Source organism: Bacillus massilinigeriensis (assembly GCF_900117315.1).
Lineage (GTDB): Bacteria > Bacillota > Bacilli > Bacillales > Cytobacillaceae > Bacillus_BE > Bacillus_BE massilionigeriensis.
This window is the reverse complement of record NZ_LT630337.1, coordinates 3,728,034-3,750,456: the sequence shown is the minus strand read 5'-3', so window position 1 is coordinate 3,750,456 and position 22,423 is coordinate 3,728,034. Positions and strand designations below refer to the sequence as shown.

At 37.8% G+C, this 22,423-nt stretch carries 22 protein-coding genes; 10 read left to right on the top strand and 12 right to left on the bottom strand.

Going from position 1 to position 22,423, the window contains the following annotated elements; translation table 11 throughout:
* Window positions 1-48: 48 nt before the first annotated feature.
* Entirely contained in the window at window positions 49-915 is an 867-nt protein-coding gene (locus BQ6100_RS18570; protein WP_075983021.1) for an alpha/beta fold hydrolase, read from the top strand.
* Between the two features lie 457 nt (window positions 916-1,372).
* Here BQ6100_RS18570 and BQ6100_RS21335 read toward each other — a convergent pair whose 3' ends face one another.
* Together BQ6100_RS21335 and tagU are read right to left on the bottom strand one after the other, a co-directional pair.
* Window positions 1,373-1,543: a hypothetical protein gene (locus tag BQ6100_RS21335; protein ID WP_159433176.1), complete on the bottom strand. Its 171-nt coding sequence runs from the start codon at window positions 1,541-1,543 to the stop codon at window positions 1,373-1,375.
* Between the two features lie 269 nt (window positions 1,544-1,812).
* Entirely contained in the window at window positions 1,813-2,754 is a 942-nt protein-coding gene (gene tagU / locus BQ6100_RS18565) for a polyisoprenyl-teichoic acid--peptidoglycan teichoic acid transferase TagU (RefSeq protein WP_235816552.1), read from the bottom strand.
* 412 nt (window positions 2,755-3,166) lie between these two features.
* Between tagU and BQ6100_RS18560 the strand changes: the two genes are divergently transcribed.
* The 3 genes from BQ6100_RS18560 to BQ6100_RS18550 all read left to right on the top strand — a co-directional run bounded on the left by BQ6100_RS18560 (window position 3,167) and on the right by BQ6100_RS18550 (window position 6,680).
* Entirely contained in the window at window positions 3,167-3,697 is a 531-nt protein-coding gene (locus BQ6100_RS18560; RefSeq protein WP_075983020.1) for a hypothetical protein, read from the top strand.
* Window positions 3,698-4,028: 331 nt separating this feature from the next.
* Entirely contained in the window at window positions 4,029-4,307 is a 279-nt protein-coding gene (locus BQ6100_RS18555) for a hypothetical protein (RefSeq protein ID WP_075983019.1), read from the top strand.
* 249 nt (window positions 4,308-4,556) lie between these two features.
* Window positions 4,557-6,680 (top strand): YecA family protein, encoded by a 2,124-nt coding sequence (locus tag BQ6100_RS18550; protein ID WP_097677931.1) that lies wholly within the window; start codon window positions 4,557-4,559, stop codon window positions 6,678-6,680.
* A gap of 208 nt (window positions 6,681-6,888) precedes the next feature.
* Here the strand turns inward: BQ6100_RS18550 and BQ6100_RS18545 are convergent, their stop codons facing one another.
* The 4 genes from BQ6100_RS18545 to BQ6100_RS18530 form a co-directional block, all read right to left on the bottom strand.
* A complete protein-coding gene (locus tag BQ6100_RS18545; RefSeq protein WP_075983017.1) occupies window positions 6,889-7,695 on the bottom strand; it encodes an RQC domain-containing protein in 807 nt (268 codons plus the stop codon).
* A gap of 302 nt (window positions 7,696-7,997) precedes the next feature.
* Window positions 7,998-8,717 (bottom strand): PdaC/SigV domain-containing protein, encoded by a 720-nt coding sequence (locus BQ6100_RS18540; protein WP_075983016.1) that lies wholly within the window; start codon window positions 8,715-8,717, stop codon window positions 7,998-8,000.
* A 290-nt stretch (window positions 8,718-9,007) separates the two neighbouring features.
* Window positions 9,008-9,826, bottom strand: coding sequence for a Cof-type HAD-IIB family hydrolase (locus tag BQ6100_RS18535; protein WP_075983015.1), 819 nt, complete (start codon window positions 9,824-9,826; stop codon window positions 9,008-9,010).
* A gap of 149 nt (window positions 9,827-9,975) precedes the next feature.
* The gene (locus BQ6100_RS18530) at window positions 9,976-10,761 is read right to left on the bottom strand and encodes a DeoR/GlpR family DNA-binding transcription regulator (protein WP_235816551.1); all 786 of its coding nucleotides are present in this window, start codon (window positions 10,759-10,761) and stop codon (window positions 9,976-9,978) included.
* 767 nt (window positions 10,762-11,528) lie between these two features.
* Here BQ6100_RS18530 and BQ6100_RS18525 point away from each other — a divergent pair.
* Together BQ6100_RS18525 and BQ6100_RS18520 are read left to right on the top strand one after the other, a co-directional pair.
* Complete coding sequence (locus BQ6100_RS18525; RefSeq protein WP_235816550.1) at window positions 11,529-12,404, top strand: transposase; 876 nt, start codon at window positions 11,529-11,531, stop codon at window positions 12,402-12,404.
* Window positions 12,405-12,533: 129 nt separating this feature from the next.
* Entirely contained in the window at window positions 12,534-12,713 is a 180-nt protein-coding gene (locus BQ6100_RS18520) for a hypothetical protein (RefSeq protein ID WP_141770167.1), read from the top strand.
* A gap of 161 nt (window positions 12,714-12,874) precedes the next feature.
* Here BQ6100_RS18520 and BQ6100_RS18515 read toward each other — a convergent pair whose 3' ends face one another.
* The 4 genes from BQ6100_RS18515 to BQ6100_RS18495 form a co-directional block, all read right to left on the bottom strand.
* Window positions 12,875-14,002: a plasmid pRiA4b ORF-3 family protein gene (locus tag BQ6100_RS18515; protein ID WP_075983012.1), complete on the bottom strand. Its 1,128-nt coding sequence runs from the start codon at window positions 14,000-14,002 to the stop codon at window positions 12,875-12,877.
* A gap of 243 nt (window positions 14,003-14,245) precedes the next feature.
* Entirely contained in the window at window positions 14,246-14,791 is a 546-nt protein-coding gene (locus tag BQ6100_RS18510) for a GNAT family N-acetyltransferase (RefSeq protein ID WP_075983011.1), read from the bottom strand.
* A gap of 231 nt (window positions 14,792-15,022) precedes the next feature.
* Entirely contained in the window at window positions 15,023-15,712 is a 690-nt protein-coding gene (locus tag BQ6100_RS18500; protein WP_159433175.1) for a GDSL-type esterase/lipase family protein, read from the bottom strand.
* A 99-nt stretch (window positions 15,713-15,811) separates the two neighbouring features.
* Window positions 15,812-16,183 (bottom strand): DUF488 domain-containing protein, encoded by a 372-nt coding sequence (locus BQ6100_RS18495; protein ID WP_075983009.1) that lies wholly within the window; start codon window positions 16,181-16,183, stop codon window positions 15,812-15,814.
* Between the two features lie 282 nt (window positions 16,184-16,465).
* Here BQ6100_RS18495 and BQ6100_RS18490 point away from each other — a divergent pair, with 282 nt between their 5' ends.
* From BQ6100_RS18490 to BQ6100_RS18480, 4 genes are all read left to right on the top strand, one after another.
* Window positions 16,466-17,344 carry a helix-turn-helix domain-containing protein gene (locus tag BQ6100_RS18490; RefSeq protein ID WP_075983008.1) on the top strand — a complete coding sequence of 293 codons (879 nt, stop codon included), beginning with the start codon at window positions 16,466-16,468 and terminating at the stop codon, window positions 17,342-17,344.
* Window positions 17,345-17,391: 47 nt separating this feature from the next.
* Window positions 17,392-17,553, top strand: a complete 162-nt coding sequence (locus BQ6100_RS21330) for a hypothetical protein (protein ID WP_159433174.1) — start codon at window positions 17,392-17,394, stop codon at window positions 17,551-17,553.
* A gap of 222 nt (window positions 17,554-17,775) precedes the next feature.
* Window positions 17,776-18,336: a uridine kinase family protein gene (locus BQ6100_RS18485; RefSeq protein WP_390622422.1), complete on the top strand. Its 561-nt coding sequence runs from the start codon at window positions 17,776-17,778 to the stop codon at window positions 18,334-18,336.
* A gap of 131 nt (window positions 18,337-18,467) precedes the next feature.
* Window positions 18,468-18,902, top strand: a complete 435-nt coding sequence (locus tag BQ6100_RS18480) for an SRPBCC family protein (protein ID WP_075983006.1) — start codon at window positions 18,468-18,470, stop codon at window positions 18,900-18,902.
* Window positions 18,903-19,252: 350 nt separating this feature from the next.
* Here BQ6100_RS18480 and BQ6100_RS18475 read toward each other — a convergent pair whose 3' ends face one another.
* Together BQ6100_RS18475 and BQ6100_RS18470 are read right to left on the bottom strand one after the other, a co-directional pair.
* Entirely contained in the window at window positions 19,253-20,014 is a 762-nt protein-coding gene (locus BQ6100_RS18475) for a plasmid pRiA4b ORF-3 family protein (RefSeq protein WP_084780481.1), read from the bottom strand.
* Window positions 20,015-20,384: 370 nt separating this feature from the next.
* On the bottom strand, window positions 20,385-21,872 hold the full coding sequence (locus BQ6100_RS18470; RefSeq protein WP_075983005.1) for an Ig-like domain-containing protein: 1,488 nt from the start codon (window positions 21,870-21,872) through the stop codon (window positions 20,385-20,387).
* Window positions 21,873-22,423: the final 551 nt, after the last annotated feature.

Sequence of the window (22,423 nt, the reverse complement as noted above, 5' to 3'; positions counted from 1 at the left end):
AGAAGCAAAGAACCGTCCCCGTGCTTCCGCAAGAAAGTGAGGAACTTTATGAATCGAAAAATTGAGCGACTTTCATTAGAAGGGGTTGCGTTAGAATATTCCATCATTGGGAAAGGAGAACCTATTTTAGTCTTGCACGGGGGACATTCGAACTGCAATGAAGAATTTGGGTATAAGGCTTTAGAGGAGAATGGTTTCTTAGTAATTACCCCTTCAAGACCTGGGTATGGAGGGACATCTAAAGCAGCTGGAAAAAATCTTTCAATAGCATGTGCGTATTATGCCAAATTAATAGACCATTTAAAAATAGAAAAAGTTCACTTACTAGGTATTTCTGCAGGTGGTCCTAGTGCGATTTATTTTGCTTCGAAATACCCTGACCGTGTTTGTACACTCACATTGCAATCCGCAGTTTCAAAAACTTGGCTAACGCAGCAGGATAAAGAATACAAAGCTGCAAGAATCTTATTTAATCCAAGAGTTGAAAAATTCACATGGCAATTGATATCTTCTATAAATAATGTTTTCCCCAGGTTTATATTTAAACAAATGTTTTCTTCATTCAGTAATCTAAAGTATATTGAAGCAAGGGAAAAAATAAATAAAGATGATGTTGAAGCGATTAGAAAAATGAATAATCGCCAACGGTCAGGTTATGGCTTCATGATAGACCTAGTTCAAGTAAATGATATTACTATTGATGATTTAAAAGCTGTCACTTGTCCAACCCTAATTATGCATAGTAAGCATGATGGTTCTGTCCCTTTAGAACATGCATATTATGCTCATGAAAATATTCCTTCTTCAGAACTTTTCCTACTTGACTCATGGGGACATTTAATTTGGCTCGGAAACTCATCTAATGAAACAGATAAAAAGATTAATATATTTCTGAGTTCTAATAAGATATCTTGATTGCATTCATAGGAAGCATAGGGACGGTCCTTTGCTTCTTTTAATCAAGGTCCGTTAAACTTTGAAACACCGGGACGTATCTCATGTCTCAATAAGGGTTGGAACGTAGAACGGAATTATCATCCCCCTGTTAAGTCTGATTACTTTTCCATTATTGCTCAAGTTCGAAATGAATTTTGAGCATTTTTTTATGTTTTAAAGTTGATTTTTATCTTCATAGAATTTTCAGTAAGCGAATGACCGATTTATTGATATCCCAATAAACTACTAATAATCCTGTCTTTGACAGTCGGAGAACAGAAAAAGCTTGGAATCCCTTATAACTTGGGCAATTCAAGCATGTTTGTATGTTGTGAAAATTGAGTACTTTTCTTAATATTTTTGAACATCGGGGTGACAGGCACCTTCCAGTTCCTGGAAGGTGCCTGTCACCCTTCACGAGATACGTCCCCGCGTTTCACATAATATGGCTTGGATTATAATCGATAATCGAAAACAATATAATAATAATTATTAAGAATATGACAACTGTTAATATTTTTTTTGTATGTTCTATTTCTTCTCCTTTCTGCCTCATAATTTCACTGTATTTATTTTGAATTTTATTTTTCTTATTATCTATCTTCATGGATACTCCTCCTTATTTTGATAATAAGAATAATATATTGAGTCATTCTTTTTTTAATATAATTTTTCCAAATATCTTTTATAGTTTAATTATAATGGAATTGTTTTAAGACAATCAATAAGGTGCTGAAAGTAGTTCTTTCAAGAATTGAGAAATTTCGGGATGTATCGTGGTTCAATACGGGTTGGAACGGAAGAAATGTGAGTTAAGGGTGACAGGCACCTTCCAGTTCCTGGAAGGTGCCTGTCACCCATCAGAGCTATTTTCAATCAGCTAATTTCCAATTGTTCTTTTAGTTCCTTCTGGATTTTTTGTTTTTCTTGGTCGGAAATCAAAAAATAATAAATTGTATTGATTATTTTTCCTTGGCCTTCTATTGTTAGCTGTGAAATATTATTCCCGGCCGTTTTATAATTCCTTTGGATGTCAATCATCTCGTTGAATGTTAAATTCGTCTTAACATTTTTCCCTAAGGCTTTGAAAATTTGATCATAGTTTGTTAGAGAAGATAAGCTTGCGCCCTCCCGTATGACCTCTTGAATAATTTGACGTTGTCTTTGTTGACGCCCAAAGTCCCCATTTGGATCCTCATATCTCATTCTAGTATATTTCAATGCCTTTTCACCATTAAGAGTAATATCCCCCTTTGGAAAGTGAACATCATCGTATGTGAAGTCTAAGTTATTACTAACAGTTATCCCACCAACTGAATCAACAATGTCTTTAAAACCTTTCATATTGATTTGCATATAATAATCAATCGGAATATCTAAGAGGTTTTCAACTGTGTCTATTGCCATTTTTATTCCACCAAAGGCATAGGCATGGTTAATTTTATCCACTGTTCCATATCCAACAATTTCAGTTCTCGTATCACGTGGAATGCTTACCATTTTTACAGAGTTATTATTTGGGTTAACGGTTAGGACAATCATGGAATCTGAACGCCCTCGATCTCCTTGACGTTCATCTACTCCAAGCAAAAGCGCAGAAAAAGGATCCTTTTTTTCTAATGTCACTTCTTCCGTCCGTTTTTCCGATTTATCACGATCAATCGGTTGATGCATCGTTTCCACCGTATCGGTTAACGACTTATAAATTGAAAAACCATAGGCAACCGTGCCGAATATCAACAATAGAATAACAATCCCTGTAACTCTCAGCCATGTGCGTTTCTTTTTTTTCTTATCTAATTGCACCTTTCTACTCACCCAGACCAGCCCTCCGCCATTTTAGATATCTAATTACAAGAATAACAGACAATTGGGAAAAAATGTATACATAATTTGGGCAGTGGGTGTGATATAGGGGAAGCATGGGGGCGGTTCGTGCGCGAAGCATGGGGACGGTTCTCTGCTTCCGAATTCAAGTAAAGTAGAGTTGGGGGCTATATTTCCTTTCTTAACAAAAGCTAATTGAGAGCCTTATTTTTAGGGCTCTCTGTTTTTTATATGGGACTGGCGGTGAGAAATCTAGTGATTCATTTAATATTTATAGTTTAAAGACGCTTATTCAATACTTGTGGGTACGGATGGGGTATCCCCCTCATTTTCTCCATATTTTCCTCTAATTTAATATGTTAATATACTTATAGATCGAAATAACTACAGAGGAGATCACATCATGAGAAAGATTTTAGGAGTGTTAGTTGCATTTTTTTTAATATTTACCTTTACGATTCAACCGAAAATAACAGAAGCAAAGGTAAGCTATTCCTGGAATCCGAAGAAGGAATATCTATACTCCAATAATAGAATTATGATCTTCACCGAAACTAATGCAAAAGGGATACAGGGTTGGGGAGATTGGTCTTATATGAACGCCGACGACTATTCGATTATTGGGTACAAAGAATCGAAAAACGGTCTCTACCAGTACCCTAATTTTTTCAAAAAAAATAGTTCATACATAAAGTTGCTTTCCTATCCAATAAAGAAAGGGAAAAAGTGGAGTTGTGGAAGTAATACTTGTAAATATATATCTACTAAAGAAACCGTAAAAACGAAAGCCGGAACATTTAAAAATGTAGTTGTTGTATTAGAAGAATCTAAAAAAGTTAAACAAAGGAAATATTATGCTCCAAACGTTGGGCTGATTATGACAAGAGATTATACTAATTCATCGGTGAAGCAGTTGGTGAAGATTAGTAAATGAAGCATGGGGCGGTTCTGTGCTTCCGAAGCATGGGGACGGTTCTCTGCTTCCGAGTTCCAGGGCTAGAAGCATGGCTAGAAGCATGGGGACGGTTCCCTGCTTCCAAGTTCCAGGGCTAAATCATGACGCGGGGACGAATTGTGTGGTTCTTTTAGTATTTTTATTATCTCAAAATTAATATATATCGTAGGGTTCTCCTCAATTTTGCATGCCAGAAGCATTCCCTCGTTTCCATTAAACACACCACAAAACACAACACACAGACACAATCTTGACTTACAAAAAGGTGTCTGTGATACAATTTTGAAAAAGTGAAAATGGGGTTGGAGAGATGGAGATTCCAAAGCTTGAGGATTTTATGAAAGAGATTGAGAATCTGAAAAGGGAATCAAGAGAATATGGTGAGAGTAGTATAGAAATTCGTAGTGGTACGCTCCATAAAATGTTAGGGGATCATAAAGGAAAGAATGCAAGAATGGCAAGCTGCTGTAGGGCAATGTATAAAAGCATGGTACCTGGTGATGAAATAATTCAGCTTCCTGACCCTAAATCTGGCAATGTTGAAACGAAAGGGTTTGGCTCTAGGTTAGTTGTTAGATACTATTTGTAAATGGTGAGACCCGAAGAAGCCAAGTGTTTCGTATATTTAGTTTGTAAATTACTTACGAGTGGAAAAAGTTTAATATTTTGCTTATTAGAAGAAACAGAGTGATGATTTTTGCATTTCTACTAAAGTGAGCGGGATCAGAGGCATTCCTCGTGCCTTACTTACTAAATCATAAGGAAGCAAAGAACCGTCCCCATGCTTCATTAGGAAGCAAAGAACCGTCCCCATGCTTCCGTGAAAGGAATGATAATTATGTCAGTTGGAAGGAACGATCCTTGTCCGTGTGGTAGTGGTAGGAAGTACAAGCAGTGTTGTTTGAAGAAGGAAAAAGTGGTTGAGCTGGGGCAAGTGAAGCAGGGGCATTTTTTTCAGATGAAGAATCGGTTGGTTGAACGTTTATTGGATGAAGTAATTGGGACTTTTTCTTTTTCGGAATATCAGTCACTTAAAAGGAAGTTTAGGGAACGGACTGGTGTGCATGATATCTGGGAAGGATTTTGTGATCATTGGTTGGTGTTCTTTTATCGCAATCCAGCGTTTGGTGGATTACGGGGGATTGAATGGTATAACCGGAATAGGGGACGGAAGGATGAACCGGCGCTGCAGCGAATGGCTCAAGCTTGGGAGACGCTTGTACCGCGTTTGATTCAGCATGTCGATTTTAACGACCAAGGTGTTCTTGTGGAGGATCTATTTGCCCATGAACGCTTTCATATGCCGTATTGTGAAACATTGTCAGAGCCGCGTCCTTGGGGAGGGCTTTTTGGCCTATTGGAAGAATGGGATGGTGGCTATTTTATGAATGGTGTGGCTGCCATCGTAGGACCGGGTGAATTGAAGAAGGCAGAGAATTTACTTAGAAGCTGTCTGGAGAAAACAGGGGATTCCTATGGAAAGACAGCCATTGATTTTTACCCAGAAATTATAGGAGTCTTGTTTCAAAAGGAGGACTTGTCAGACGGAGAAACGAAGGAATTGGTGGAAACCAAGCTCTATTATTCGATGAGTGACATCAATGTTGTGATGAATGCTATCCACAGGACTGGTCTACTTGTAATGGATGAGTGGGATGGACAAAAAGGAAGAGGTAGTATCGTGTCCAAACGCTACCGATATGATGATAATCTGGCTAAGGGTTCGGTCTATTTAAATGAAATTGAAGGGCTCTTAGAAATCAAAGGGAATCAGTTAATTTTTCAATCCATCAAACAAGAAACTGTGACTGAGGTCAAAGAGCTTTTGGACGATATTCCAGAAGCTGTCTTCATCAAAGAAAAGAAGGAGAGCCAAAAGGTACCTGTAAGGATCCAAATGCAAAACTATAGTGTGGCATTGGATGAAGGTGTGCCATCTGTTTTCGCATTCTTTTCCCATCAGGCCGTCATCAACCAAGAGCTGAACTCGCCACTACCACAATTCGAGGGAAAAACACCGACAGAAATGGTTGCATTGAAGAGGTTTGATGAACTTGAGCTATGGCTTCGGGAGGCCGAATTTGTAAGCTATGAAAACACTAGAAAACAGTCCAAGGAAAGATGGACTGCCGATTATAATACGATTAGGCGGGCCTTGAACCTGCCGCTTTCTCCATTTACGACACTTCGGGAAAAAAGAGAATCAGTTATTACCCTTTTGGAGAGTCCAGTAAATCCTATGGTGGACTGGACGCAGGAGGAGATAGAGTTATGGGATGAGATGGGCATTCCTGTTCATGAAATGAAAAATGCATATGCCCGTGACCTGCTTGAATTTTTTCAGGAAAAAGGAGCAGGGAGGTCAGCTAATACCTTTTATAAGTACCGACTTGGGGTGCAGGTGATTTCCTATTTTTTTGTCGAGGAAGGAATCAACCGCACAACAACGATTCTTCCGGAACAATGGGAAGCATTGCTCGCCTATTATTACCTGGATTTCAACTTTGATGCAACGGAAAATCAGGCAAAGGGATTTTTTACGGTGGTCAAAAGCTTTGCGGCGTGGCTTGATGAAAGACATGGGACAACCTATGGATCTATCGTAAAGCAGCTAGTGAAGGATTTAGAGGTGCGTATATTACAGTCAATTGCAATTCTTGAAGCTTATACACCGTATCGCGAAAGAAGGTACGATTTTGCCTACAGCCTGGGAGAACTCCGCCGTACCTTAGAAAATGGTGAAGTTCCTGGTTCGTTAGAAGAAGGTCATTTTCTAGTTAAATCCGTCACCACCAAGTATGTGAATCTAGTAAAAATCGACGATAAATCCGGTCAGACGTATAAAACAACCATACCAAAAGGAATCCTTCCCCTTTTCCAACCAGGAATGATCATATGCGGATCCCTGTCTAAAAAAACAAACTGGAAGATATACAGTGTGGAAAGGGTTTATCCGAGGTAGTTGAAGCTGGGAAGCATGGGGACGGTTCTCTGCTTCCTTTTCCCCAAGAAGCAGGGAAGAAGCAGGGGACGGTTCTCTGCTTCCATTTTTCACAAAGAAGCCGGGGGAATTTTCCGACTTTACTTTTTTTACAAAAAAGCAAGGCACAGTCTCCTCCTCCCCAAGCCCAACTTCTCCTACTTCAAAACCTTCCCCAAAGCCAACTTCCCTAGTCCAAGACACGAACCACATCATGCCCACATGTTTTACACTTACCATGCAACTCAATAATGCCACGATCCTCCTTGACCTGATACTTTACGATTTGTACAACATTACAACAGGACGAACACCATACATTCCTCTCTAATTCCCGGCGAGTGTCTACTGGAATAGAAAGCCACCTTTTATTGGCCGCAAAGGAAATAACTTCCATTTCGCTATTCTTTTGTTGCACATGTTCGCTTTTTTCTAACTGATCGATAACCTCTTGGATTCTCGCTTTTAATTTTTTGCACTCAATCATTTTCCAAGCCATCAAAATGGGAATGAAATTTTTGTCACCAGAAGCTGCAATTTTATCTAGTAAAAGTAAAATCATACCACGGTCGCGCCCTGTTAAGGTTTCGACGAATTCATACCGCTGTCCCTCAGCCGCACCTCTCAATTGTTCTAGCAATTCATTGGCATAGGTTTCCCTTTCAATCTCCCACCCTTTGTCTGTAAACACTAGTACAGGCAAACGGTAGTCATATTCAATTGCTAAATAATCATGAAGGATCATCCAGTCGATTTTGGCAAGGATTTCTTTTTGGGTTATTCCTCTGAAAGAACCGTAGACTGGACTGTCATCTAAATGTAGCTCCAGAATCTTCTTCTCTTTGGAGCCTGCGAGGATCTTGGTTAACATCGAACGGCCGCCACTCATGATTAGCGGGTCTGCTCCTCGTAAAATGATCTTGATTTCCTCGTCTGATAAAGTTTCAATACCATTAGCGTCTAGTTCATATCGTACTCGTTTCTTTTTCTGGCTCATGTTTTTCATCCATTTCTGATCATTTCATTTTTATCTTCATTTTAACCTTTTTTTTGATTTGTAAAATATGAAATTTTGAAACACCGTGAAGAATCTGTGCTTTTTAAGAGGAGTGGGAACAGAAGAGGCGTTCCCTTGTTTTATCTATATAACAATGATTTTTTTCTTCCTAGTTATTTATGAGGATTTTTGGGCGTTTCTTATCAAAAGGAAGCAAAGAACCGTCCCCATGCTTCTCCCCGCGCTTCCCCGGAGAAGGAAGCAAAGAACCGTCCCCATGCTTCCACTCGGGCCCCCATGCTTCATTTATAAATTGACTTTGGAATTTTAATTATTGGCATATCTGAACTCATATAAGCTGTATACTCTTGGAAGTTTAAGGATATGCCAGAATTGGTGTATACAAATACGCTCATTGATTTTATATTGTTATAGCTTAATGTTCCTGGAAATTTCTTGTATTTCTTATTGTAACTCTTAATATAGTTAACTAGATTTTTCCTCTTTTTATCTGTAGAAAAAATACTATCAAAACTAATTAGCTTGCCAGAAGAAATATTAAAATTATAGGATTTGAGCGAAATATGATTGCGCGCTCCAGCAGCAAACTCATCAGTCTTAAATAATACGCTCAATATTTTACCATCATTAAATTTCACGGAATATGTAGTTTTATGGTATAGATCCTCTGGACCTGGTCCGTAGGTGGACCCGTTAAAGTCTTTTTTGAAATTTTCTAATGCAAGATATTCTTTATATGATTTTTTAATAGAATCTAATAAAGTTATATTAATTTTCGCCTCAGCTGTCTTACTTTTAAGACCAGAAACTTGAGGATATCTTAGATTGGAGATGTTTTTATACCTTTTTTGTACAATTTTGGTAGCTTTGGCCTTCATGAATTGATTATTCGTTTCGCTTCCGTTTGCGCTGACAGAATGGCCGACAGCAAACAAAGATGTAATTAGTACTATACTCATAAAACTTTTAAACATGGTTGATGAGTTCTTTAGTAATTGCATATTATTTTCCTCCAATAACTTTATTCATAAAAATTATAAACAACAAAAATCATTTATTAAAGGAAATCTATTGTAATATAACATTATTAAGGAAGGAAATGACGTTTCTTCGAAGAATGGTTGTTTTCTTCCTTGTTTTTTTCTCAAGAGGAACCGACCGCACGCTTCCCACTCGAAAAAAGAAGCAGAGAACCGTCCCCCTGCTTCCTACCACTCGAAAAAAGAAGCAGAGAACCGTCCCCTGCTTCCTACCACTCGAAAAAAGAAGCAGAGAACCGACCCCCTGCTTCCTACCCAAAGTACTTTTGTAAAATATATTTCAGGCCATCTTCATCATTACTGAAAGTGACCTCATCAGCGATTGTCTTTACTTCGTCCGGTGAATTTCCCATGGCAATTCCTAAACCTGCGTATTTTAGCATGTCCATATCATTAAAGTTGTCTCCAACGGCCATGATTTCCTCACTGGTAAAATGATATAGGTTCTCCAATTTTTTAATAGCATTAGATTTCGAAGCATTACCTGGCATGATTTCTAAATAGGTATCCTTAGACTTATAGATGTTTAGATTAGGGAATCTTTCTTTTAATGTTGATTCCAGTTGATTAATAACATTTGGTTCTCCCATACACAAGCACTTATGAAAATCAGTAGTTTCTTCAATAAATGAGAGAAAATCGCGTTGAATTGGAATAATATTTGTGATCTCTTTTTCCTGTATAATCCATTCATTATTATTGTCATTAACAACCCATTGGTCATGGCTATACAGGCTAGAACTAATTGTTGGATATAAAGTATTTATTATATTAAAAATTTCTTTAACATCCTCTTTGGATAAACTAGTACTATCAATAATCTTTCTTTGTCCATTTTTATCATTAGCTCCAAGTACTAGGGCACCACTGTAACATATAATAGGAGAATCTATGGATAACTCTTTTTGAATTTGTAAAATACTTCTAGGCATCCTCGCAGATACTAGCACGAATGGAACATTATTTTTAACGACCATAATAATCTCTTTTTTCGTTTCACTCGTAATTTGATGATTGGAATTTAGTAAGGTTCCATCAATATCACTAAAAACAGCCTTAAGTTTCAACATTCGATCTCTTCCTTTATATAATTTTTCAGTCACATGCTCGTGTTGTACATCCAAGGTTGAGAGTGTAGAAACTCCCGGTTGGTGATGGAAGACAAATTTTATTAAAAAAATTACAATTACCCGTGCATATCTATTGCAACTCGTACCATTTATTTTTCAATTCCCTCTGTCACTATTTCAATTTCTACTTTATGATTTTTCAATACTCCAATAAACTCTTGAGGTGGCTCTTTATCTGTAATCAAAGTATCAATATGAGAAAATGACATTGCCTTATAGTGACTGGATTTATTGAATTTCTCGTAATCAGCAAGTAAAATGACCTGTTTTGCTCGTTTCGCTGCAATTTTTTTTATATAAGCATCTTCCTGATTAGCAAAATATACCCCATCATTTAACAGCCCTGCAGCTCCCAAAAATACTTTATCAAAATAAATATCATTCAATTGTACCATAATTTCGGGAGAGTAAAAAAACCGATTTTTTTGATTTAATGTTCCTCCAAGTAAGTGAACTTCAGCATTTGCCTTGGTTGATAAAACTTCTGCATTATCAAGTGAATGGGTGTAAATAATTGATCTTACCTTTAAATTTTCACATAAAAATTTCACTGTTGTTGAGACATCAAGGAAACACAGTTCTCCATCCATGATGTAGGTTGAAGCCTTTTTTCCTATTAGAAGCTTCTGCTTTGAAGCCGTAGTTAGACGTTCTTTATATGCTTTTATTTCTTCCTTAAAATGAGGCAACGCAATCCCGCCATGGGTTCTAATTGCAGCTCCTTCCTCAACCAATTTGATAATATCTCTTCTTGCAGTATCCCTTGAAATGTTAAGCATGCTACAAATCTCCTGGTTTGAGACTTGGTTATGAGCTTTAAGATAATCCAGTATTCTTAACAAACGCTCCTCTTGATAAATAGGAAACACCTCCATTTACCTATAAATTATAAACGTTTATGCATGTTTTGTTAATTAGTTTTAATTGTTTTGTGGATATTTAAGTATTTTTAAGGAAGCGTGGGGACGGTTCTTTGCTTCCTAATTAAGAAAAGCATTCGCGGGAAGATGTTGCAACAACTAATTAAAACGAGGCAGGGTAGAATGAAATCACTTGTTACTGCCCTTAGATAGCTACGAAAAAAAGAAAAGGTATGCTCCTTTTGGGTATTGATTAGTCGTTAAATTTAACAATATGTAGAAGGAGCTACCTTTCGTATGAAGAGGAAATGGGGCGTTCCCTCGGTTCCTTAACCAGTCTATTACATTGCAAATTGCTTCATAAGATCTCAGAGAGCAGGGGAGGAGAATATTGGTGATTTATATATGAAAGCATGGGGCACGGGGAAAGCACGGGGACGGTTCTCTGCTTCCTTATCCAGTTTGTCATTATACTTTATCGCGATTTAAAACCCATAAAAATATAGGAAGGAAAATAATATGAATTCATAGAAATATTATTCTAGCCCTCGATTTAAATGTTTCAAAGCCCTTTTACACCACCACGGTAACTCTCTATTTTCCTGATTAAGTAATCAATTAAACTACTCCAATTTCCAAAAAAACCAGCAACACACTCTTCAAAATACGAATTAATCCACCAACCAATTCACAAAAGTTCCATTTAGTATCCCCTATCATACTCAAAATTCATTTTCATGATTTAACGGAAAGGTATGTACAACTGTTTGCTTCCCCAAGCAATGAATCGAAGAACTGTTCTTTTTTTCCTTTCAAAAAGGAAGCAAGGAACCGTCCCCATGCTTCCGCACCACATTATTCCAATAAGAGGTGATCAAATGTCTCGAAAAGCTAGAACTAAAAGTAGAAATGGAATTTACCATATTATACAGAGAGGAGCGAATAGGCAGGATATTTTTCATGATGAAGAGGACCGAATAAGGTATCTTGAGATTCTTCTTAAGTATAAAATGATGGTGGAAATTAAGATCTATGCTTGGTGTTTGATGGATAATCATGTTCATTTGCTGGTGGCGGAGGGGAATGAGGAAATCTCGGTAACGATGAAACGGATAGGTGTAAGCTACGCCTGGTACTATAACTGTAAATACAAAACATCAGGTCATCTCTATCAAGATAGATTTAGAAGTGAAAACGTAGAAACCCTCCGATATTTCCTTAGGGTTACAAGATACATCCACCAGAATCCTTTAAAAGCTGGAATTGTTAAGCGGGTTGATGAATGGAAATGGAGTAGTTGTATGGAGTACTACGGCGGGAAAAATTATCCTAAGAATCTGTTGGATAAAAATTATATTCTTCATCTATATTCCCCTGATATTACAGTAGCGATTAATAGATTCAAAGAGTTTAATGAAAGACAAAGTAACGCTAAATGTCTAGATGACACAGTTTTAATAAGGGTCACGTTATCGGATGAAGAGGCAAGAAAACTGATTAAGAGGGTACTTGGCAATATTGAGATTGCACAGGTAAAGAGCATGCCAAAGGCAAATAGAGATGAAGTGTTAAGAAAGGTAAAAGGCATCAAAGGAATATCACAGCGCCAGGCCGCAAGAATTTTCGGGGTATCTGCTAATTTGATATTTAAAGCTTGAAAGCAAGGGGGAAAGCAAGGGGACGGTTCGTGCGCTTCCAAAATCCATCCGGGCAACTGGGAAAGCAGGGGGACGGTTCGTGCGCTTCCAAAATCCATCCGGGCAACTGGGAAAGCAGGGGGACGGTTCGTGCGGTTCCAAAATCCATCCGGGCAACTGGGAAAGCAAGGGGACGGTTCGTGTGCTTCCAAAATCCGTCCAGGTAACTGGGAAAGCAAGGGGACGGTTCGTGCGCTTTCAAAATCCGTCCAGGCAACTAGGAAAGCAAGGGGACGGCCATCCTCTTCCAAATTCCAGCTAGGCTACTAGGAAAGCATGGGACGGCCACCCTCTTCTGAACTCCAGGCATGCTTCTGGAAGAAGAAGCAGAGAACCGTCCCCACGCTTCCACCCGTGTTTTCACAAAAAGGAAGCAAAGAACCGTCCCCACGCTTCCAAAAAAGGAAGCGGAGAACCGACCGTATACTTCTTTAAGAAAACTCACCCTTCAACATCATATTCACCATCACAATATTAAAGTCTTTATATTGCTGCATTACGCCCCATGAAACCATTTGGTCATGTTCGGGGTGGTTTTTATCAGAGATGATTTTCAAAAACTCCTCATATCCAAATTCACCACCCACGTCTTCTGGGGGAGTGGTTCCTTCTCCTTCGAGACATACGGGGTAAATTTTTTCATAATCCTCAATGAAATCCTCTGCCTCAATGTCATGTCTCCAATTATCACCAAAGTCGTAATTATAGCGTAGTGATCGATATTTTGGCAGATATTCGGATAACTTGATTCCTTTTTCTAATTTCATAGGAATCTCATCCCCAAAGCTAAGAGCCTCTTCATCACATACGATACTTAATATTGGTTTTTTCCCTTCAGGATGATGAGCAGAGTTGTTGATAGACATGGGTTCTGGTAGTTTTGATTCATTGTCGAAAATAAGGAACTCATGCAAATGATAGTCATGCCATCCAAAAGCAACCTGCAAAACCTCGTGGAGTTGTTTAAAAGTATAACGAAGTGGAACGATTAGTCTTCTATAGACATGATGTTGCTCCATTAGAAGAGTTACTTTGATTTGAATTGCTTCTGTATCGAAAATACGTCTGCCTGAGAATTTTTCTAAATCCTTGAACATCTCTTGATGTGAGTATTTTCCATCACCGGACATAAAGCGACTAGCTCTTACACTTAGGGCTGGTTGTGAAATAGATTGAGAGTCAAGGAAATCATCTAAATAATAAACAAAATCACAGATTTGATTTAACTTAGATACTAAAGACCTATCCTTTGTTTTCGCATAGGTAATTTGTGGGGCGTAGCTAATAAATTGCTCAATAACCTCATCTTTGAAGTCTTCTTCACGAAAAGTGGCCTGTATGGCTGATAAAATAAGATCATCAAAATGCGCAAAATCCTTTGCTTTTAAGCCAAATAAAACAATTGCGTAGCGATTCTGATCATTCATCAGAACCACCGTTTTTCTACGGTTGAAGGTGATTAAATTAGCGTGCCAAGAAAATAAAGGATTTTCCTCAGGGGGAGCGGAAGGTTTAATTTTTAACTGATCCTGCAATTTTTTTGTACATTGGATTAGCATGTTTTTTATTCTCCTTATAGGAAGCATGGGGACGGTTCTCTGCTTCCAAATCTATTAAAAAGGAAGCAGAGAACCGTCCCTGCGCTTCCAATCAATGCTTCTGCATTTTTTCTACTATTCTTTCATACATATCAATTAAGGTTTAGTTGATTTGATTGATGGGGATTAGAGTGATGGCCATTTTGGTGACGAAAACTAGGGTGACAGGCACCTTCCATTTAATGGAAGGTGCCTGTCACCTCCCTATCTCTGCGTTGCTTCCCATTCATCACGTAACAATCCCATAAGAATAAGATCATATCGTTTTCCGTCGCGATAGACCATTGATCGCTTTCTTCCTTCAAGTTTGAATCCAGCCTTTTCATATGCCTTTATAGCACCTGTGTTATATTCAATAACATCCAATCCGACGCGATCCAAGTTTAATTCATGGAAGGCATATCGGAGAATCAACTTTATTGCATCTGAGCCATAGCCCTTACTTCGATGAACAGACTGGCCAATCCCGATGGATAAGACTCCTGTACGATTATTCCATTCAATCCCATAAATAGCAGCGAATCCAATGAGCTCATCATTATCTATCGTTCTAAGTCGAAAATAAACAGCATTGGAACCGGTACTTCCTTCCTTTGCCCATTGATCTCTCGTTTTTGGCAAAGCCATGTCTGTATCTACATTCCTTAGATACTCCTCGTCATCGCCCCACTTCACTAAGATGTCAACATCTTCTTCTCTAGGCGCTGTTAATTTAACCTTTTCCCCATAAAATAGCTTTGAATTCATCATCATATAAACCCCTTAAAAAGTAGTTTTTAACTCGTTACTATTTGAAACCCATAAGCCTTACGCAATACCTCACCCCCAAAATAGTCCAGTTGCTCTCGTGGTTCCAAAAAATGGAAGGTGCCTGTCACCTCACTCAACCTAACTTCCAAAAAATAGAAGGTGCCTGTCACCCATCCCCGCGCTTCCCTGTCCCCCAACTCAGGAAGCAAAGAACCGTCCCCATGCTTCCCCTTATTCCTCTATGTATTGGCGGATGGTGTTGGCCCAGATTATGTAGGCGTTGCCCATGATGTGGAGGCCGTCATTTGAGTATTTGGGGTCTAGGCCTTTTCTTTTTCCTTTTAGTTTGCTGTTTATGTCAATGTAAGTAATTTTATCTGTTGTAGCTAGAGACTTAATCTTTTTATTGAGCAAATCGATGCTACGGTTGTTTGTGTTATTTCTTGCATCATCAACTGGGAGAATGCTTTGAAGATACAGCTGCGTGTCTGGAGAGTTTTTTTGGATAGTGGATACTATCGAACTATAACGCTCAAAAACCTTGTCTACTTTTACACCAAAGTTGAGGTCATTTATGCCAATCATCAAAAATACTTTATCAGGATGAAGCCTTTTTATATCGTCTAACCTTTTTAATACTCCAGCAGTTGTGTCGCGTTCAATCCCTCTATTGACAACAATTTTATCCGGAAAAATTTCATTCCACAAACTTCTTTCAGTTAGGCTATCACCTATAAAGACTACATCTACTTTTTCCCTAGTAACTAAACTATTAAATAATGAAACCTTTTGTTCATATTTTGGATAAACAGTTGATTTATTCAGTATTTTAGTAGATTTATTCTCAACTAAATCTGCCTTATTTACCACATAAACCAAACCTACTATTAAAACCAAATTTAACACTATAGAAAGCTTCAACCATAAATTTCTCCTCATTTTACGCACCTCAAACCGATTATACCTGAAAACGGGAAGCTGTGTCTGCGGTTTTCCCATGGGTTGCCTAAAATCAAAACCCTACTGATTTTCTATTCTCCTAAGCAACTCCTCACGTAAAACAATCGCGTGATTTTGATCTGTATTTTTAGCAGCATAAAGTAGCGTAACTGTTCCCTCTGCCGCGAGTTGACAAAGCTCGTCAGCTTTTAGAGATTTCTGCGGATCCGAATGAAGCTCAAACAGATATTTCTCGCGGAATTCTTCAAAGCGCTCCATTTGATGTCCAAATTCTTTTCGAAGTTCATGGCTTGGAGCTACATCCTTGCACCAATCTGTCAAGGCCGCTGCCTCCTTTTTAATCCCACGAGGCCAAAGTCGATCCACTAATATCCGATAACCATCAGATTCTACCTTTGGGTCGTAGATTCTTTTGATTTGGATTTTTCCCATAAATATCACCTGTTTCCCTTTCGTTGAGTGGTTTTTATTTTACCAAAATAAGAGTGATTCATATTAATACGGTCGATCTGATATTTATAAAAAAATTTACTAGGAAGCACAAGTGGATTCTGGTATATTCTGACTAGGATGAACTGTATAATTAATGAAAAAACAGTAAATTAATCATAGGGCATAAGTAACGTTTTTTGTAAAAACATGAATAATAACTTCTAAATATTCATAATTATGGTATATTTCTATTATATAGTAAAATATAAGGAGTGGAAATACTTGGAATACGAGATAGGAGACATCCTAAAATCCTTTCGTGAATATAAAAGTATGACCATTGAAGAATTAGCTGATGGGATCTGTACAGTGGAAGAGCTTGCTTCTTTTGAGAAGGAGAAGGCTTATCCGACGATCGAGCAGCTTCATAAATTAGGAATAAAGCTTAATATTGAGCTTTCTTACTTTTTTGAAGTGGCATCAAAGTCTACTATTAATTACTCAACAGCAGTAACTCAAATCATAGAAAAATATAAGAGAGAACGAAATTATCATGCAATATATCATATTGTTCAAAAGGAAAAACTAAATCCTATCTTCAATATAGGATATTTAAAACAGTACCTTTTATGGCATGAAGGCATATCTACGTTTTACATAGAAAGTGATTTAAAAAAAGCGATAAGCTTTCTTTATGAAGCGATAAAAATTACTAATCCGAGCAAACACAATTTAAATGAACGAGAAACAGAAATATTAAATAGTATAGCAATCCTACTATTTGAGAGTAGAGACTATAAAAGTGCTTTTCCTATATTCTTAGAAGCGCTTACGAATCTAGACCAACTCCCACATATTCTAAATCCAAAAGTTAAAATAAGAGTATTGTTTGGATTATCACAAGTTTTCACACAATTAGGCCAATATAATGAATCATTAATTTATTGTCAACAGGGAATCAATCTTTGTATAAATGAAGAATCTCTATATTGTTTAAATGAGTTCTATTACCAGACGGGTGAGAACTTAATAAAACTAGGTGAAATTGAAAAAGGGAAAGCGTCTTTTGAAAAATGCCTATTTTTATTAAAATTGGAGAATAAAACCAAAATCATATCGTTAATTGAAAAGGAAATGGATAAACTCTTATCATTTTCGTAATGGGGTTTATTATAGTAATTTTATTAATATATAAGGGAGGAATTGTAATGAAAAAGTTATTGGTAAAGGGATTAATTATTTTAGGGATTTTAGGTATAGCTGCAGTAAGTACTAATTATGATGATTCTGCAATATATCCACCACAACATAGTCCTAAACTAATAGATGATGGCGGATATACAATTAATATTTATCCACCACAACATTAATTTTTTCACCTATAAGGTCATCTTATTTACAAATTATATATCCTTTAATCTAGTAAACTTACTTAAATGTAATATGGAAAGCAGGCGTCAATAAAATGATGCCTGTTTTTCTTTTAAGTGAGAAAATCATTAAATATAAAGGATTAGATTGGGTACCAGTCACCTCCATTGGTCACCTATCGGGATGGGATGTGAATGAATGTGAATACATTTTATAAATTGATGGTGAAGATTAAACATTTCCCTAGAAAACAAGCGACTCTATTAATCGGAATCGATGGTTGCGGAGGTTCTGGAAAGAGCACACTAGCTGCAAGGTTAAAAGAAAATCTTCCAGGAGTAACGGTCGTTCATATGGATGATTTTTACCTGCCTTCGAATCAAAAGGTGGTTGGTTCGCCGGAGGAAAAGCCAGTTGGTGCAGATTGCGACTGGAGAAGAGTTTTACACCAGGTGATTGAGCCACTTAGTCGGGACCAGGAGGGAAATTATCAGCGATATGATTGGGTGAAAGATGCTCTTGCTGAATGGCATCAAGTTCCTGTTGGTGGGATTGTAATAATAGAGGGAGTTTATTCGACTCGAAATGAGTTGCTTGAGTACTATGATTTTACCATTTGGGTGGAAACCCCGAGGGAAACAAGGCTGTCCCGGGGGCTAGAACGTGATGGGGAAGAAGCTCGTGACCGTTGGGAGAAGGATTGGATGGTTGCGGAGGATATTTATGTGAAGGCCCATAAACCCCATGAGAGAGCGGATCTTGTGATAGCTGGGACAAATTAAACGTTTGTTTGAAAATTGGGCTGCCTGATTAGGCGGCTTTTTTAAGAGCTATTTTTGACATCCAAAGGTATAGGGTATGGCGATTCGGACACGATGAATGATATGAGTAAAACAAAAGAGGGATGTCATGAATGAATATAACTACAAAATTTAGAATATCTAGGCCTGCAAATGAAGTGTTTGAAGCCTTCGTAGATCCGGAGAAAATCGGGAACTTTTGGTTTTCGTTGAGTTCGGAGAGGTGGGAGCAAGGGAAGACGATATATTTGGAGTATGATTTGTACAATGCTGAATTAGACATTAGAGTTGTAGAAATTGTGAAAAATCGGAAAATCGTGTTTAAGTGGGGACCATCGGAGAATGAACAGGTGGTAACAATTGTGTTGGAGGAGCAGGATTCTTCGAGCACCATTATCGAGGTGGTTGAGGATGGGTTTGATGAGAATGATCCAGAGCTAGTAGCGAGATTATTGGATCAGAAAGAGGGGTGGGTGTTTATGCTGAGCTGCCTTAAGGCGTATTTGGAGTTTGGTGTGAGTCAACTTCGGGGTGGGTTGGCGAATTAAGTGAGGTGGTTTTGTTTTGAGTGGGGAGTAGGGATGGTTGCTTGGGGTGCAGCGGGATAGGGTGGCCGTCACGATGTTCCTGAAAATAGAGGTAGTGTGTGGCCCGTCACGATGTTCCAGAAAATAGAGGTAGTGTGTGGCCGTCACGATGTTCCAGAAAATAGAGGTAGTGTATGGCCCGTCACGATGTTTCTGAAATAGAGGTAGTGAGTGGCCCGTCACGATGTTCCAGAAAATAGAGGTAGTGTGGCCCGTCGCGATGTTCCTAATACCGGAAGAGGCTACATGTCACCTTGTCCCACCCAACCAAACAGCCGCGATGCAAAATTTTTTACATCCACGGCTTCCGTTTATTCATATTCCAATTCCTCAAGCAATAAATTGACTTCCTCTAAATCAAATTCATCTTGTTCAAACTCTCCAAACATTTCCTCTAATTCCTTCAGCCATTCATCTTCATTACCGGTTCCGTTATTCTTGTTTTCAAGCATATTCAATATCTGAGAATAGCCGGTCGTTCCGCCAATATCATCTGGTGGGCATGCTCGTTTTCCTTTGATGCAAAGAGGATGTTCGAGCGGTTCGTTTCTTTTTTCCATTTTTTCAACAATAATTTTATGCTCCCAGTTGTCTCCGAAATCATAGGTGTAATTGAAGGATTGTTTTTCCTTATGAATCCAGTAACCTAGCTTTTCTTTGTTCGCATTTCTAATATCTCTATAAGAATCAGGAATTCCAAAGTCATCATCTGGTAATTGGATTTCCACGTCTTCAATTTCAAAACTATAAAGATGATAACCTCCCCATCCCATTGCAGTCTGAATGACTTGATGTAATTGATGGAACGTGATATAGCCAGGAACGACAATTCTCCTCCAAACTGGCGGATGAGTGTCCTTCAGGGAAACCTTTAATTGATAGGTAGTTGTTTTAGAAACTCTTTTTAATGGTCTTTGTTTTGGTTCAATTGGATTTGGAATCCCCTGCTTACCTTCTATTAAAAGATTTATTTTTTCCTGTTCAGAAGGAGGGAGGTTTTTATAAGTATCTGTTTCTTTGAATTGTTTAGCTAATGAATCTAAGAGGTTATTTAAGTTTGAGTTTTTTACCATTTTTTTAGCCTCCTTTTTTAAAAAAATTGCAGTTTTCTACTTTTGAGCATGGTAATACTAGGTTTTTAAAAATAGATACATTGATTAATTAAATAGGGGCAAGTTTTTTTAAAAAATAATGCAATCATGCTGGTTGTAGATGCAAAAATTTGTCAGTAGGTAGAATTTTCTTTTTAACGGTAAATTTAAGGACTATATGCCGATTGAAAAAATATGAGTAGATTTGTGAAATGACCTCAAATTTTTATAAAAGTAGTTGGACCTACTCTTATTATAAACAAATAGAATAGGAGCTAATATGTTAGTTTAAAAAAGGTAGGTGCCTGTCACCCGATCAGGGTGACAGGCACCTACCAAAATTTGTAAACATCTATTTTAATTCTCGTGTATTCCAAAGAACGATTTCCGGTTCGTCTGATAGGCGGGTTTCGAAGAGGGCTAGTAGTTTTTCCCCGTCTGGACTGAAGGAGATTTGCCAAACCTCTGTTGGGTCTCTTCTTAGCTTGATCATTCTTTTATTATATGAAGTAACTAGTGAGCGGGTATTTGTGTAGCTGCTAGTTTCATATATTTGAATGGTTCCATCGACGCTGCTTGTTGCTAGGTATTTTCCATTTGGACTGTAGGCAAGGTCGGTTACTTTATCGGTGTGCTCGGTAAGGGTGTAGTCTGCGAGCGATGTCTCCAGATTAATAACATCAACAATGGTGTTGTCATCGCCATAGTCTCCATGAAGTACCGTCATATATTTTCCATCCATGCTAAATGCTAGGCCGCTAACACCATCGCTATCAACAGAATAGGTATTTTCAAGATTGCCAGATTCTCTGTTAAACAAATAGATATCATTTTCACTAGCAATCGCGACAGTATTTTCATCTGGTGTTACCTCTAGTAAAACGTATTGCCCAAAACCATAATTATCTTTTTCATAAATCTGCTCAATTTCACCAGATTCTAAATTTACCATAATGGTGTCATAGTATTCGTTAAAAATAACATTCCCGTCACTTGTATATCTTCTGCTATAGTCTCCTCTTCTAGGTGAGCTGCCTCCCATATACATGTCAGGGTCGTAAGCGAATTCGTTGATTTTTCTTATTCCTTGATTGTATAGTTCCATCGTTCCATTCATATTAATTTTAGCAAGGCCCTCAGGATAAAAATCGATATCTCCATCGTTAAATGTTTTTACCAATTTCCCGTTTCTTGCATCATAAACGTTACGGTTGATCGTAAACATGAGGTTGTTGTGGGACCAAGAGGAAGTCGTTTCGTATGCATCAAAATATTCGTCCACGGATTTGGTCCAATAGATTTCCCCATATTTTACTTCAAGGTCAAATGACTTTTTCATTTTTCCGGCTTGGATGGTTAGTTTGGTTTTTCCTTCAGCAAGCCCTGTGATGTTTCCTTTTTGATCGATTTTCGCAAGCTTCATGTTAGCAATTTTATAAGAAACGGCTGGAACGGCTGCGCGTGATGGTTCATATGTAATATATGGGTTTAATTTGACGGTTTGATTAATGTAAATCTCTTTTGTCTTAAGTGTTATGTTTTTTACTTTAGGAAGGACTTTGATGGTTACAGATGAAGTCTTCTTTCCTGCCTTAGCGGTAACCTTAGTCGTTCCAGGATACTTTGCTGTTATTTTTCCACTTTTAATTGAAAGGATCTTTTTATTACCGATTGTGTAGGTGATTTTTTGCTTACCGCTGTTTGTGGCCTTGATTTTGGTAGATTCCCCGACTTCTAATGTGGAGCTTGAAACCGTGATTTTAAACGGAGCCGCCGCATGAGAAATAGTAGGAGACACGATAAGAAATAGTAATAGAATGATTGATAGGAACTTCCTCATATTTTTCCCCTCCATGTGATGTAATTCTGTGCCTAGTTGAATTGAAAAGTTTGGTTAGGTTTCTAGGTGAAAAGCCCCCTTAAAAATATAAATTTATATGGATATTTTACCATTTTAGGGTGACAGGCACCATCCAAATTCTGGATGGTGCCTGTCACCCTAAATGGAAGAAAATGTCGAAGAGTATTTGTGAAAATTAGGAGGATTAGTTTCCAAAAACTAGAATATATTGTTTGAATATCCAGTTTTTTAGGAGGGGAGAACTTGAATAAACTGAAATCAATCATCTGCTTTATTCGTGGGAACCACAAGATCAGTTTATATTCTCGCAAATGTGTTAGATGTGGTTATGAGGTTAGGGAAGAGAGTCATTACAAGGAAATGTAGTGTTGTACCAGGTTTTTAACTATTAAATTGGGGCAGATACTCAGTCATAATTTTTCACATTTAAGGAGATAGGAACCCATCCATTCAAAAGGAAAAATAATTTTTACCTCCGGAAACTGTAGGGGCCAATCAATATATTCTAATATAGCTCCACCAAAGAACAT

Bases quoted from the DNA above. Each gene is read 5' to 3' on its own strand.
- BQ6100_RS18570 (WP_075983021.1), top strand. From the start codon at position 49: ATGAATCGAAAAATTGAGCGACTTTCATTAGAAGGGGTTGCGTTAGAA.
- BQ6100_RS21335 (WP_159433176.1), bottom strand. From the start codon at position 1,543: ATGAAGATAGATAATAAGAAAAATAAAATTCAAAATAAATACAGTGAA.
- BQ6100_RS18560 (WP_075983020.1), top strand. From the start codon at position 3,167: ATGAGAAAGATTTTAGGAGTGTTAGTTGCATTTTTTTTAATATTTACC.
- BQ6100_RS18555 (WP_075983019.1), top strand. From the start codon at position 4,029: ATGGAGATTCCAAAGCTTGAGGATTTTATGAAAGAGATTGAGAATCTG.
- BQ6100_RS18550 (WP_097677931.1), top strand. From the start codon at position 4,557: ATGTCAGTTGGAAGGAACGATCCTTGTCCGTGTGGTAGTGGTAGGAAG.
- BQ6100_RS18545 (WP_075983017.1), bottom strand. From the start codon at position 7,695: ATGAGCCAGAAAAAGAAACGAGTACGATATGAACTAGACGCTAATGGT.
- BQ6100_RS18540 (WP_075983016.1), bottom strand. From the start codon at position 8,717: ATGCAATTACTAAAGAACTCATCAACCATGTTTAAAAGTTTTATGAGT.
- BQ6100_RS18535 (WP_075983015.1), bottom strand. From the start codon at position 9,826: ATGTTGAAACTTAAGGCTGTTTTTAGTGATATTGATGGAACCTTACTA.
- BQ6100_RS18530 (WP_235816551.1), bottom strand. From the start codon at position 10,761: ATGGAGGTGTTTCCTATTTATCAAGAGGAGCGTTTGTTAAGAATACTG.
- BQ6100_RS18525 (WP_235816550.1), top strand. From the start codon at position 11,529: ATGAATCGAAGAACTGTTCTTTTTTTCCTTTCAAAAAGGAAGCAAGGA.
- BQ6100_RS18515 (WP_075983012.1), bottom strand. From the start codon at position 14,002: ATGCTAATCCAATGTACAAAAAAATTGCAGGATCAGTTAAAAATTAAA.
- BQ6100_RS18510 (WP_075983011.1), bottom strand. From the start codon at position 14,791: ATGATGAATTCAAAGCTATTTTATGGGGAAAAGGTTAAATTAACAGCG.
- BQ6100_RS18495 (WP_075983009.1), bottom strand. From the start codon at position 16,183: ATGGGAAAAATCCAAATCAAAAGAATCTACGACCCAAAGGTAGAATCT.
- BQ6100_RS21330 (WP_159433174.1), top strand. From the start codon at position 17,392: ATGAAAAAGTTATTGGTAAAGGGATTAATTATTTTAGGGATTTTAGGT.
- BQ6100_RS18485 (WP_390622422.1), top strand. From the start codon at position 17,776: ATGGTGAAGATTAAACATTTCCCTAGAAAACAAGCGACTCTATTAATC.
- BQ6100_RS18480 (WP_075983006.1), top strand. From the start codon at position 18,468: ATGAATATAACTACAAAATTTAGAATATCTAGGCCTGCAAATGAAGTG.
- BQ6100_RS18475 (WP_084780481.1), bottom strand. From the start codon at position 20,014: ATGGTAAAAAACTCAAACTTAAATAACCTCTTAGATTCATTAGCTAAA.
- BQ6100_RS18470 (WP_075983005.1), bottom strand. From the start codon at position 21,872: ATGAGGAAGTTCCTATCAATCATTCTATTACTATTTCTTATCGTGTCT.